Genomic DNA, 13,206 nt, shown 5'->3' on the forward strand with positions numbered 1-13,206 from the left:
CGAGTTCCTAAACCCACGCCTGAATTACTGTTCGCGTATCTTAATCCGCTTATCCCGGCTCTTCTTCTTCCCGTTCCCCTTGTGAATCTTCTCGTCAAACAAAAGCCCAAAGGCTTCGTCCGCGTTTTCCACAAATTCCACCTTCAGGGCCTCGCGCACATCCTTGTCGAGCTCTTCCCAATCGTCCCGGTTGTCCGACGGAAGCAGCACCTTCTCCATGCCGTTCCTTATGGCGGCCAGCAGCTTTTCCTTCAATCCCCCGATGGGGAGTATGCGGCCCGTGAGGGTAAGCTCGCCGGTCATGGCGATGCCGGGCTTGGGCGCAATGCCGCAGATTGTGGAGAGCAGCGAAGAGGCGAGGGTGATGCCTGCGGAAGGTCCGTCTTTAGGAATGGCTCCTTCGGGTACGTGAATATGGAAATCGGTTTTGCCTATATTGTCTACTAAATAGTTGTAACGGTTTTGGGCGCTGCGGAGGTAGGAAAGGGCGATGCGGGCGCTTTCCTTCATCACGTCTCCGAGGTTACCGGTGATGATAAGTTCGCCCTGGCCTTCGAAGCTCGATGTCTCTACGGGAAGCATGGTGCCGCCGGTTTCTGTCCAGGCAAGGCCGTAGGTTACGCCTATACGGGCCTCTTTGAACACTAAATCGTTTTTGTACTTGCCCCTGCCCAAAAGTTTTTCGAGGTCGTCTTTTTTGACGACCTTCTTAAAAGATTCGATGGGCTTGTCTTTGGACTTGCCGTATTCCTTGTCCACTGCTTCACGGGCAATGCGGCGGGAACAGCGGGCTATTTCGCGTTCAAGTCCGCGCACGCCGGATTCCATGGTCCAGCGGCGTATGATTTCCAGTACTGCATCGTCCTTAAAAGAAATGTTTGCTTTTTCAAGGCCGTTCTCTTTCAATTCCTTGGGGATAAGGAAATTTTTTGCGATCGCGAGTTTTTCATTTTCACCGTAGCCGGGTATCTCGATGATCTCCATGCGATCAAGGAGAGGGTAGGGTATGGTGTGGAGGGAATTGGCGGTAGTGATAAAAAGCACTTTGGAAAGATCATAGGGGACTTCCATATAGTGATCGGTAAAAGTGGAATTCTGTTCGGGGTCCAAAACTTCAAGGAGCGCCGATGCGGGGTCGCCCCTGAAATCGGTGGAGAGCTTGTCTATTTCGTCGAGGAGAAATACGGGGTTCATAGCCTCTGCCTTGCGCATGGACTGGATTATTTTTCCCGGCAGGGCGCCCACATAGGTTTTCCTGTGGCCCCTTATTTCAGCCTCGTCCCGAACGCCTCCAAGGGAGATGCGCACAAAACGGCGGCCCAAAGCGCGGGCTACTGATTTTCCCAGGCTCGTTTTGCCTGTCCCGGGAGGGCCTACAAAACAGAGAATGGGGCCTTTTATGCCTGTTTTTTCAGGCGGCGGGGGCGCCTCGTCTGAGCCTGCATCCTCCGCAGAAATCCCTGCGGAACTTCCAGCGAAGCTCCCCGCGGAAAGCTGGCGGACTGCGATAAATTCTATGATCCTTTCTTTGGCCTTCCTCATGTCAAAGTGATCTTCGTTGAGGATTTTTTCCGCATCCGCAAGGCTCACTGAATCGGCGGAATAATTGCTCCAGGGGAGGTCGGCTATCCACTCAAGGTAGCCCCTGAGTACGCCCGCCTCGGGGGAGAAGGGCTGGAGCTTGCGGAGACGGGCGGTTTCTTTTTGGGCCTTGAGGAGCACCTCTTCGCCTGGCGCTTTGGCGGCAATAGCGCGTTCAAGTTCCGAGAATTCGTCTTCTGTGGTATCTTTACCCAGCTCTTTATTGATTTCCCGGATTTGCTCGTTGAGTATGTATTCCCGCTGGTTTTTTTCCATCCGGCTTTTAACTTTTCCGGAAATATTTTTCTGGATGCCGAAAATTTCATTTTCCATTTCCAGGGTTTCAAGGAGGGCTTCGAGCCTGACGCCGGGATCAACGATTCGCAGCAATTCTACTTTTTTTTCTGCCTTCACTGCCAGAACGTTGCTGATAATATTGGCAAGCCTTTCGGCATTTTCGGCTTTTTCCACCGCTGTCAGGAGTTCAGCCCCGACTTTTTTTGAAAGCTCCGCGTACTGGACAAATGATTTCTGCACCGCCCGCATGAGGCCCGAAATTTCGGGGCTTACGGTCCCGGGGCTTTCTTTCCCCGGCGCCTCTTTGGCCGGGCGAAGATCCGCCCTTAGGGGTTCGACATTTACCAGCAGCGATTCGTTTGGGTCCCATTTGGACACAAGTTTCGCCCTGTATTCGCCCTGAAGCACCACCCGGAACGTGCTGTCCGGGAGGCGGAGATGCTGGATGATCCTCACCACAGTCCCGGCTTCCCAAACTTCGCCGTCGCTGTTTTTCTGGCATACCGCAAAGACCCTCTGGTTGCGGCCCAGGGCTTCTTCCAGTGCGTTGATGCCTGTTTTGTAGGTGATAAAAATAGGCATCATGGTCTGGGGGAAAATAACCAATTCCCGTAAAGGGAGGAGGGGGAATTCATTCTCGACCCCTGCAGCGGATTTACCGCCCAGGGACCTTGGAATTTTAAATAATTTCATTCGGGTACGTTTAAGCGGTTTTCTGCAAAAGCTGAATTTCAGGAGGTTCGGACTTTTCTACCACTTCCTGGGTGATGATGACCCGCTTGTGCCCTTCCATGGAAGGTATCTCGTACATGATGTCGGTCATGAGTTTTTCGACAATGGCCCTGAGGCCCCGGGCGCCTGTCTTTTGTTTGATGGCCATATCGGCGATAGCGTCGATGGCGCCCTCGGTGAATTCCAGCTCCACATCGTCAATCGCCAGGGATGCCTGGTACTGCTTGACTATGGCGTTTCTCGGTTCGGTGATGATGCGCTTAAGGTCTTCCCTCTTAAGCTCCTCGAGGCTCACGGTGATGGGGAGGCGCCCTATGAATTCGGGGATCATGCCGAAGTGTATGAGGTCGTCCGGATGCAGAGCATCGAAAAGTTCCTTGAGGTTCTTTTGGGTATGCTCTTTTGCGTCAGCCCCGAAGCCCATGGGATGCTCCACTACACGCCGCTCGATGTATTTGTCCAAGCCCACGAAAGCGCCGCCGCAGATAAAAAGTATGTCCGTGGTGTCGATGCGGATCATCTCCTGGTTGGGATGCTTCCTGCCGCCCTGGGGCGGTACAGACGCTATAGTGCCTTCGATGATTTTAAGGAGGGCCTGCTGGACGCCTTCGCCCGACACATCCCTGGTGATGGAAACGTTCTCGCCCTTTCTGGCGATTTTGTCTATCTCGTCAATGTAGACTATGCCCCGCTCGGCAGCGGGTATGCTGCCCCCGGCGTTCTGTATCAATTTGAGGAGTATGTTTTCAACATCCTCGCCCACATAGCCTGCCTCGGTGAGGGTGGTGGCGTCCACAATGGCAAAGGGCACTTTGAGTTTTTTTGCCAGTGTCTTGGCCAAAAGGGTTTTGCCTGTGCCTGTGGGGCCAATGAGGAGGACGTTGGATTTTTCAATTTCCACATCCCCCTGTTCCTTGGAAGTGTTGGATATGCGTTTGTAGTGGTTGTACACGGCCACGGAAAGGGCTTTCTTGGCAGGGTCCTGCCCGATTATGAACTGGTCAAGGTAGTTCTTGATGTCTTTTGGCGTGGGGATATCCCCGGTGAACTGGGTCGAAAGATCGTGGTCTTCTTCGGCCAGGATCTTCCGGCAGACCTCCACGCATTCGTCGCAGATGAAAATGTCCGCCGGGCCCGCGATGAGGCGGCGGGAAATTTCCGCGCTTTTTCCGCAGAAGGAGCAGACCCGTTCTACCGCATTTGGACCATTACGAAGTCTTGCCATTGTTTTCCCTCCTGAGGATGGAATCCGCCACCCCGTAAACCACTGCGTCTTCTGCGGATATGTAGAAATCCCTCTCCATATCCGAAGCAATCTGGGCAAGGCTCTTGCCCGTGTGCTTTGCAAAATATTCTATAGTGAGCTTCTTAAGCCGCACAATTTCTTTGGATTGAATCCCGATGTCCCGGGCCTGCCCCTGGGCGCCGCCCCAAGGCTGGTGTATCAGCACCCGTGCCGAAGGGAGTATGTGGCGCTTGCCCGCGGCCCCTGCGGTGAGGATCAAGGCCGCCATGCTGGCAGCCTGCCCAAGGCAGATGGTCTGGACATCGCATTTGACGTACTGCATGGTATCGTAAATGGCAAGCCCAGCGGTAACAGAGCCCCCCGGGGAATTGATGTAGAGGTTGATATCCTTCTCCGTATCCTGGCCATCCAGGAAGAGAAGCTGGGCAACTACAAGATCGGCGGTAAGGTCGTTGATCTCGCCGTCAACAAAAACGATGCGGTCTTTGAGGAGACGGGAGTATATATCATAGGACCTCTCCCCGTTTCCGCTCTGCTCAATGACATAGGGTATCAGATTGTTCATTTGTTCTTTCATAGTTTAAAGTTACCCATTATTCGAGATGAGGTCTATATATTTTTCCTTTTTTCCGGGCTTTATCGTGTTTTCCTGAAGAAGCCGGTCGAAAAGCTTGCGTTCCTTGATATCTTCCTTAAGATATTCCCTCATCTGCTCCTGCTCATAGTACTTTTTGAACTCTTCTATCGTTGCCCCGCCTGCCTCCGCCTGGGTCTCTATCTCCTTTTCAACTTCTTCATCGGAGGCCTCAAACTTGAGCTCTTCCATAAGGGTCTCCACGATGAGCCGTGAATGGAGGGCCCTGTTGGCATCGGGCTTCCAGCCGTCAAGGATCCCCTGCACCCCGTTGGGGCTGTTCCCCATCATCTTGTACAGGCCGTCCGAGTCGGTATTGAAACGCCTGGCAAGGTTCCTCCAGCGGGAATCAAGCTCGAGCCTGGTCATGGATTCGGGGATCTCCACCGGGGTGGTTTCCATTATCTTCTCCAAAAGCTTGCTGACCTTGATCTCCCTGACACGCCTGTCCAAATCCTTGTCCAGCCTTTCCTGTATGCTCTGCTTGAGATCCGCGAAGGTCTTGAACTTTTCGTCCACATCCTGGGCAAAATCGTCATCAAGGTCGGGAAGTTTCTTTATTTTGAGGGCAGTCAAGTCAACCCTGAGCTTCTTGGTTTGGCCCGCGAAGGTCTTGTCCTCGGCATCTTCGGCATAGGTCTTGGTGATTTCCCTGGTGTCGCCTTTCTTCATGCCCACAAGGTCATCGTCGATCTTATAGATGTTGAGGCCCGAACCGAGGGTGAACGCAAAGTCCTGCCGCTCCGAATTGGGGAGGACTTCGCCGCTATCGCCCAGCTCGCAGTAATTGATGGTAACCACATCGTCTTTGGCGGCCGCCTGCCCCTCGTCCTTGTCCATGACAATGGCATTGCGGTCCCGTATCTTCTCGAGTTCCCGATCCAAATCTTCGTCCGTGATGGCTATATCGGGCACTTCGATTTCGAGGCCCTGCCATTTGCCTACGGTCAGCTTGGGGAGCACGTCGTAAACCACGGCGAACTGGAAATCCTTTTCGAGATCCAGGGCCAGATCTTTTTCGTCCTGAATCTGGGGTTGGGAATAGGGAAGGGGCTTGTCCTCTCTGGCAAAAGTCTCGTCATCAAGGACCTCGCCCACGGACTTTTCGACGATGCGGCCCAGGGCTTCGCCCTTAAGGGCGTCCCCGAATTTCCTCACCAGCACTTCCCGGGGCACTTTGCCCTTGCGGAAGCCTGGCATCTGGATATTTTTGGAATATTCAGCCAAAAGCCCGTCATATTCCGAACGGACATCGTCCTTTCCTACAGTGAGGGTCAATTTTACGCTTGAGTGTTCCAGCCGGGTAATTTCTTTGTTTACAGTCACTTGTTTCCTCTTCGATGTTGTCGAATATGCGAGAGAAGGGACTCGAACCCTTAAGCTTTTGGCACCAGATCCTAAGTCTGGCGTGTCTACCAATTTCACCACTCTCGCAAAGCGGTCTTGGAAAAGGGTTATCCCACTAATATAATGTACTAAAATAAGGTGATGGCTGTCAATATGAAATGTGCTTAAAATATTGCATATAATTCCTATCTTTATACTAGGGTACTTGAAACATATTTATCTCTGTGGTATGCTTTCCTCACCTGATAAGGAGGTGTTTTATGGCAGATAAGAGAATTATTTCGGTAAGGACGGTGGTGGCCATCGGGATTGGCGCTGCCCTTATGTTTGTGCTCATGCGATTTGTGGCTATCCCTTCGGGGGTGCCCAATACTACCCTCAATTTGTCCTCGGCTATTGTGGCTGTTTTCGCCGCGCTCTTCGGGCCTGTCGCGGGCCTCCTCATTGCCTTCATAGGCCATACCCTTACGGATCTGACCTTGGGTTATGGGATATGGTGGTCCTGGGTGATTGCCGACGCTATCTTTGGGCTTCTTGTTGGCATCTTCTGGAAACTCTATAGAATAGAAGAAGGCGAATTCGGACTTAAGAATTGCCTTGTTTTCAATGCCATACAGATCCTTGCCAATGTGGTGGCATGGGTCGCGGTGGCGCCTACTCTGGATATCCTGATTTATCAGGAGCCTTCTGACAAGGTTTACCTTCAGGGGCTGGTTGCGGGCGGGCTCAATGCCGCAGTGGTGCTGGTACTGGGTTCCCTTTTGGCCTTTGGCTATGCCAAGACCAAAACCAAAGCAGGCAGCCTCAAGGCGGAGTGACCTGACTCCTGCCCTCTGTTTTAAGAATTTCTCCTTTCAATACAAGGCCCAATCTGAACCTACCCTTCATTCTATAGATCTTGCAATAGAGAGGGGGGAAAAGATCCTCGTTCTGGGCCCTTCGGGGTCGGGGAAGTCTACCCTGACCTATTGCATCAACGGTCTTATACCCCATGCCTTCCCGGGCCGCGCCGAAGGCAGCATTTTCCTCATGGGGGAGGATATAAGCAGCCTGTCCATTTTTGATATTTCCAAAAAAGTGGGGACTGTTTTGCAGGATACCGATGGCCAGTTCGTGGGCTTGAGCGCTGCCGAGGATATTGCCTTTGCAGCCGAGAACGACTGCGTTGGCCAGGCAGAAATGCGGCGCCGTGTCCTCGGGGCTGCCAGGCTTGTGAACATGGAGGGGCAGCTTTCGAAGTCGCCGCAGGATCTCTCGGGGGGCCAGAAGCAGCGCATCTCTATTGCCGGCGTGCTCATCGACGATGTAGACATACTTCTTTTTGACGAACCCCTTGCGAACCTTGATCCTGCCTCGGGAAAAGACGCCATGGAAACCATTGACCGTCTTCACAAGGAGACAGGCAAGACGGTGATCATTGTGGAGCACCGCCTGGAGGATGTCCTGCACCGGCCTGTGGATCGCATTATCGTCATGGACGAAGGGCGCATAATCGCGGATCTCCCCCCCGGCGCTCTTTTGGCTTCATCCATATTGAGGAATGCAGGCATACGGGAGCCCCTCTACCTCACGGCCCTCCGCTATGCAGGCGTTAGCATTACTGCTGAAACCCATGGCGATGATATCAACAGGATTGCATTTGACAAAGCAAAGCTTCAGGCATGGAACAGCGGGCTTGGGGAGAAGCCGCCGCCGCCGGATGCCAGGCCCCTTCTGGAAATAAAGGATCTTTCATTTTCCTATCCCGGCGACAATGGTTCGATCTGGGCTTTGGAGCATATTGATTTTGCAATACCCCAGCGCGCGTCGGTGAGCCTGGTAGGAAAAAACGGCGCCGGCAAATCCACCTTGGCAAAGCTTATCTGCGGTTTTGAAAAGCCCGCTTCCGGTTCGATTTATTTTGAAGGCAGGGACATTTCGGATCTTTCCATTAAAGAAAGGGCGGAGCGCATAGGCTATGTAATGCAGAATCCCAACCAGATGTTTTCATTTCCCCTGATCTTTGACGAGGCAGCTCTTGCCTTAAGAAACCGGGGGGCAGGGGAGGCTGAGGTGAAGGACAGGGTTTACAATGCGTTTCGCATTTGCGGCCTTTACCCCTTCAGGAATTGGCCTGTCAGCGCCCTGAGCTATGGCCAAAAAAAGCGGCTTTCCATTGCTTCAATTTTAGTGATGGATGTGAAGCTCCTCATTCTGGATGAGCCCACCGCCGGCCAGGACTTCCGGCATTATACGGACATAATGGAATTCCTCCGCAGGCTGAACCTTGAACGGGGCCTTGCGATTCTCATGATAACCCACGACATGCACCTCATGCTTGAGTATTCTGACAAGGCGGTGGTCATTGCCGACGGGAAGCTCGCCGTCAGGGGGGACGCGGCAGGACTGTCCGATCCCCGGGACATACTTACTGATGATGGGGTAATAGAAAAAGCGAACCTTAAGCGCACGAGCCTTTATGATCTTGCCCTCAGGGCCGGTATTGAAGATCCCCGCAGTTTTGTGAAGCGGTTCATTGATTACGACAGGCAGGGGCGTGAAGCAGGGGGCGGGCAATGAGCCGTTTCATGCTTTCCTATATCGATCGTCCTTCCCCTGTTCATTCCCTGTCGGGGGCTACGAAGCTCATCGTGTTCCTTCTCTGGTCCGTGCTGGCCATGGCAGGTTATGACACGAGGATTATGTGCGTTATGACTGTGCTGGCCATCATCATTTTTGCTGTCTCCGGTATTAAAATAAGCGAAATGTCGTTTATTTTGAAATTGCTTCTTTTTTTTATGGTTTTGAATCTTGTTACCATTTATCTTTTTGCCCCGGAACAGGGGGTAAGCATTTATGGTACCCGCCATGTTATTGCCGAAGGCAAGGGCCGTTTTACACTTACCTGGGAACAGCTTTTCTACGAATTGAATGTATTCCTGAAATATACCACAGTGTTGCCCCTTGCAATGCTTCTTATCGCAACAATACAGCCCAGCGAATTTGCAGCCTCCCTTAACCGTATAGGCGTGCCCTACACCATAGCCTATGCAGTGAGCCTTACCTTCCGTTATATTCCTGATGTGCAGCGGGACTTTGAAAACATCTCCCAGGCCCAGCAAGCCAGGGGTATCGAGCTTTCAAAGAAGCAATCGCTCTTGAAAAGATTCAAAGGCACTGCCGCGATACTGTTGCCCCTCATCTTTTCATCGATAGACCGTATAGATGTGGTAAGCCGCGCCATGGAACTCCGGAGCTTTGGCAAGCACAAAAAGCGTACCTGGTACAATTACCGGCCCTTTTCCAGGGGCGACATAACAGTGCTCATAATCGCGGTTCTGCTTTTCGCCTTAGGCATATGGATCACCTTTAAGGACGGAAGCAGGTTCTGGAACCCATTTGTCTGATGTGCCATTGACAATGTCTTTCGACCAATTTACTATTGAAAAGTGAATTAGTCGAAGGATGGGTATATGTATATTTATCGCCATGCGGCGGAAACACTTGCCGGGTTAAGGAAACATTTTGGCGCAGTCCTGGTAACCGGACCAAGGCAGGTGGGTAAAACAACTCTGCTGGAAGAATCCGTTATTAGAAAAAGCAAGGGGAAGATAGGCAGGGTAACCCTGGACGATCCTGTAAGCCTTGAAGCCGCACGAGATGACGGCGGCCGCTTTCTGCTGGATCACAAGCCTCCGGTGATGATAGATGAAATCCAGTACGCTCCCAACCTTTTCTCTTTCATAAAAATGGCCGTGGACACGGAAAAGAAGAGCGGCCTGTTTTTTATGTCCGGCTCGCAGCAGTTTTCCCTGATGAAGGGAGTAAGCGAATCTCTGGCAGGCAGAGTTGGAATTATTGATATTTTAGGACTGTCCATGCGGGAAATCTCCGGAGACCCCTGCACAGAACCATTTTGTCCAACTGCCGATTTTCTGAAAATCCGGGGAAGGTCTATCCCGGATTTCAATTATGATAAATTGTGGGAGATTATCTGGCGGGGAAGTATGCCGAAATTATACGCTGATCCTTCAACGCCGATACAGGCTTATTATGGAACCTATCTTCGTACCTATATTGAGCGGGATGTGCGTTCCATCGTCAATATCGGGGACGAAAGAAAATTCCTGTCCTTTATCAGGGCTTGCGCAGCCAGGACAGGGCAGATGCTGAATTTGGTAAAATTGGCGGAAGATGTCGATGTTTCCCGGACTACTGCGGAACGGTGGCTTTCGATACTTATCTCCGCCAATCTCATATTTCTCTTAAAACCTTTCCATGTAAATATTGGAAAAAGAGAAATCCAAACGCCCAAGCTCTACTTCCTTGATACCGGCCTTGCTGCGTATCTTATCGGCTGGGACACTCCTGCGGTATTGCGAAACGGCGCCATGAACGGAGCGTTTTTTGAAACTTTCGTCATAGCCGAAATCATAAAGAGCTATATTAACAAAGGTATCCAGGCGCCGGTTTATTATTACCGGGACAAGGATCAGCGGGAAATCGACCTGCTTATCTGGCACAATGGGCATTTATACCCTGTGGAAATAAAGATGACAGCCAATCCTACCAGGGCCCGAATTGAAGCCTTCAAAGTTCTTGATGGTCTGCCATCGCCTTATGAGCGCGGAGAGGGCGCCCTGGTTTGCTGTTACGACAAGGTTGTATCTTTGGGGAATATGGATAAAGCGCTGCCGGTGGGATGGGTATAGGTACGCCTAGTATTCCTATGTAAGTTATAGACATTATATAAAAAACCTGATATGGTGAAGACGATAGCAATGCTATAAAGGAAGGTATTTCAGATGTCGAATTCTACGCTTGAGGCAATTTTCGCCAGACGGTCCTGCCGCTCTTTTACGGGCCAAAAGGTGGAAGATGAAACAGTGGCGAACCTTGCAAAGGCAGCCCTGGCCGCCCCCTCGGGCAACAATTTCCAACCGGTCAACGTGATCGTGGTGCAGGACACGGCATTGCTCCTGGAACTGGAAAAGGCGGTGGTTGACTATTTTGTCAAGGCCGGCAATGAGGCAGTTGCGAACCGCAACAAGCAGCGCGGCAACAAGGTTTTTTACGACGCCTCCACGGTTTTTTTCCTCGCCGTGAAAAACAACGCCAATACCGATACAGGCATTGCCGCTGAAAATATCGCCATCGCCGCTGCTTCCCTCGGACTCGGCAATATCATCCTGGGCCTTCCGCAGCCCGTGTTCAACGCCCCCGAAACCGCCGCCTTCTGGAAGGCCAGGCTTGGCTTCCCCGAAGGCTACGAGTACGGCCTAGCCGTGGCGGTAGGCTATGCCGCCGATCAGGGCAAACCCCACGAAATTGATTCAGGCAAGATTAGCTATATAAGATAGGCGGTTAGCCATTCAAGGTCCAATGTACCGATAGACGCCGCGCCTAGAGTTTTTCGACCACTTCAAGGGAGAGGCCTGAGGCTTTAGCAATCTTATCGATGGGAATGTCCAGGGCTTTTAAGTTCCGAACGAAGTCGAGCTTGTTCTGCCATTCCCGCTCTGCCTTTTCTGCCAGTTCTTTAGTATGCCTCTCTTCCAGCTCTTCGGCGTAGGTTTTGATTTCTGCCATTTTCTCTTCCAGCTCTTCGGCGTAAGTCTTGATTTCTGTCACCAGCATAGTGTCCACTCCTTCCAATTCAGTATAGCCTGCATAGAGTTCCCTGAAAAGTCTTTCCATAAGGGATTGTATCGCATTGATATCTTTGTTTTCGAGGATTCCGGCATGGCCGCTCTCTTTGGTTAAAAGCGTAAGATCGTCTATCTGGCTTTTTAGTTCAGCAGCCAGCAGCTTGAGCTCTCCCCCTGTTTTTGCCTTCTTTACTCTGTGCCTCAGCTTGAGAAGGTAAAAGGGGAGAAGCAGTATCATTCTTTGCTGAAACAATTCTTCCGGGGCATGGTCGTGGATCTTGAATGTGCCTACCTTGTACTCGTGAATGCTGTCGTCAGGGAATTTTAGTTCCAGCGTTACCGTATCGGGGATTTTTCCCCTTGCGTCTAGATAGATGATTTTAGGCATGGGGAAGGCCAGGCGGATTTTTTCTTTTGTCAAAATCTGCGTATCCCTGGCCTGCATAAAGCCGTATTCAAAAACCCGGACGACCATTTCCCTGCCTTTTTTAGTCTGGGCCTCAAGGTTATAGGTATGGGAGTTATTGATTTTGATCATGGTATCCGACCGGCGGAGGGCAAGCTCTTTGCTGATGTGCTCGGTGCTAAGATATTCCACGGGGCTGTCGAGGGGGAAATTGGTATTGAAGAGGGCATTGATAAGATAGATCACGCCCCTGGGAGAAGAGGTAATGAGTTTTTTGAATACAAGGTCGAAAAGATGTGCTGTCTCCATGGCGCCTCCTGTGGATGTATGTTTCTATACTGTATATGGCATCAGGATGCGTGGCGCTTCGTTTTTTGCTGCGTTTTTTTGTGAATTTGGAAAAAATCGTAATTCCCGGGGGCAAATTTAGGGCTTGCGGCGGGGTTGGCGATTATAAGAATTCAATAACACAAAGGACACAAAGGAAGGCCGAATTCATCAGATAAGATGAATTTAATTCGGCAAATTCATCAGATAAGATGAGTATCGAAAATTTGTATTTTTATACCCAATGCTTTCGCGTGGGCTCCTTTTTTCCTCTAATCGGTCCCGGAAAATATGCCGATATGCAAAGGGTGAAGTTAGCCAAATTAAGAGGCCCTTTGTTTTTGACGATAATCCTTTCCCTCCTCCTGCTTCCGGGCATTCCCCTTAATGCTTATTTTGTCACCTATAAAGAGCAGTACTACAGGCTCTACCATCTTCATTATATACAGTACCCCGATGATGCTATGGAAAACATTTACTGGCTGGAGCAGGCGGTAAAGGCCGATTTTTCCAACCCCCTCTATGCCCTGGCCCTCATTGAAAACGAAACCCAGTGGGAAAAATACCGCTGCCTCTTTATGATGCATATAAACCTGAAACTTGTGGAGCAGCATCTCTTTTTGGGCAATAAGTACAACAAGCGGAACGCCTATTTTTACAATGCCCCCTGGAAGGAACAGAACCTGGACAGCCTCGAAACTGCCGAAACCTGTTTCCGTACTGCCCTTTATTATTGGAACGAAGCTTTAAAATGGCAGGAAAAATCCCAGGACAGGCGCTTCCGTTTTATCAATCTGCAAAAGGTCCAGTTCTGGGAAGACGAGGCAGGCCGCATCGAAACCAGGTCCCTGGACTACGAAAAGACCATCAACCGCGAGCTGGCCCTGCTCCAGGGGGTGCGCGAAAAATTTCTGGCTATGGACGGGAACACCTATTAGCCTCTTTTAAAGGGAAGCTGGATATTCTTTACTAATTTGAGCCGCAAGGATATACTCCTAAAACAAAGGAG

At 51.1% G+C, this 13,206-nt stretch carries 11 protein-coding genes and 1 tRNA gene; 6 read left to right on the forward strand and 6 right to left on the reverse strand.

Going from position 1 to position 13,206, the window contains the following annotated elements:
• Positions 1-24: 24 nt before the first annotated feature.
• The 5 genes from lon to TREAZ_RS07530 form a co-directional block, all read right to left on the reverse strand.
• Positions 25-2,571 carry an endopeptidase La gene (gene lon, locus TREAZ_RS07510; protein ID WP_015711227.1) on the reverse strand — a complete coding sequence of 849 codons (2,547 nt, stop codon included), beginning with the start codon at positions 2,569-2,571 and terminating at the stop codon, positions 25-27.
• 10 nt (positions 2,572-2,581) lie between these two features.
• Entirely contained in the window at positions 2,582-3,835 is a 1,254-nt protein-coding gene (gene clpX, locus TREAZ_RS07515; RefSeq protein WP_015711228.1) for an ATP-dependent Clp protease ATP-binding subunit ClpX, read from the reverse strand.
• The gene (locus TREAZ_RS07520) at positions 3,819-4,433 is read right to left on the reverse strand and encodes an ATP-dependent Clp protease proteolytic subunit (RefSeq protein ID WP_015711229.1); all 615 of its coding nucleotides are present in this window, start codon (positions 4,431-4,433) and stop codon (positions 3,819-3,821) included. Before TREAZ_RS07520 ends, clpX begins: the two co-directional genes overlap by 17 nt.
• A 9-nt stretch (positions 4,434-4,442) precedes the next feature.
• Complete coding sequence (tig, locus tag TREAZ_RS07525) at positions 4,443-5,816, reverse strand: trigger factor (RefSeq protein WP_015711230.1); 1,374 nt, start codon at positions 5,814-5,816, stop codon at positions 4,443-4,445.
• Between the two features lie 27 nt (positions 5,817-5,843).
• Positions 5,844-5,924: transfer RNA gene (locus TREAZ_RS07530), tRNA-Leu, on the reverse strand.
• Positions 5,925-6,097: 173 nt separating this feature from the next.
• On the opposite strand from TREAZ_RS07530, the gene TREAZ_RS07535 reads away from it, so the two are divergent.
• From TREAZ_RS07535 to TREAZ_RS07555, 5 genes are all read left to right on the forward strand, one after another.
• Positions 6,098-6,655 carry an ECF-type riboflavin transporter substrate-binding protein gene (locus TREAZ_RS07535; protein WP_015711231.1) on the forward strand — a complete coding sequence of 186 codons (558 nt, stop codon included), beginning with the start codon at positions 6,098-6,100 and terminating at the stop codon, positions 6,653-6,655.
• Complete coding sequence (locus tag TREAZ_RS07540; RefSeq protein ID WP_015711232.1) at positions 6,612-8,396, forward strand: ABC transporter ATP-binding protein; 1,785 nt, start codon at positions 6,612-6,614, stop codon at positions 8,394-8,396. Before TREAZ_RS07535 ends, TREAZ_RS07540 begins: the two co-directional genes overlap by 44 nt.
• A complete protein-coding gene (locus TREAZ_RS07545; protein WP_015711233.1) occupies positions 8,393-9,223 on the forward strand; it encodes an energy-coupling factor transporter transmembrane component T family protein in 831 nt (276 codons plus the stop codon). The genes TREAZ_RS07540 and TREAZ_RS07545 overlap by 4 nt, the downstream gene beginning before the upstream one ends.
• A gap of 66 nt (positions 9,224-9,289) precedes the next feature.
• Entirely contained in the window at positions 9,290-10,528 is a 1,239-nt protein-coding gene (locus tag TREAZ_RS07550; RefSeq protein WP_015711234.1) for an ATP-binding protein, read from the forward strand.
• A 93-nt stretch (positions 10,529-10,621) separates the two neighbouring features.
• Positions 10,622-11,176, forward strand: a complete 555-nt coding sequence (locus TREAZ_RS07555) for a nitroreductase family protein (RefSeq protein WP_015711235.1) — start codon at positions 10,622-10,624, stop codon at positions 11,174-11,176.
• 43 nt (positions 11,177-11,219) lie between these two features.
• Here the strand turns inward: TREAZ_RS07555 and TREAZ_RS07560 are convergent, their stop codons facing one another.
• Positions 11,220-12,179, reverse strand: a complete 960-nt coding sequence (locus tag TREAZ_RS07560) for an RpnC/YadD family protein (protein WP_015711236.1) — start codon at positions 12,177-12,179, stop codon at positions 11,220-11,222.
• A 317-nt stretch (positions 12,180-12,496) separates the two neighbouring features.
• Between TREAZ_RS07560 and TREAZ_RS07570 the strand changes: the two genes are divergently transcribed.
• On the forward strand, positions 12,497-13,135 hold the full coding sequence (locus TREAZ_RS07570) for a hypothetical protein (RefSeq protein ID WP_015711238.1): 639 nt from the start codon (positions 12,497-12,499) through the stop codon (positions 13,133-13,135).
• Positions 13,136-13,206: the final 71 nt, after the last annotated feature.

It is taken from the genome of Leadbettera azotonutricia ZAS-9 (assembly GCF_000214355.1).
Lineage (GTDB): Bacteria > Spirochaetota > Spirochaetia > Treponematales > Breznakiellaceae > Leadbettera > Leadbettera azotonutricia.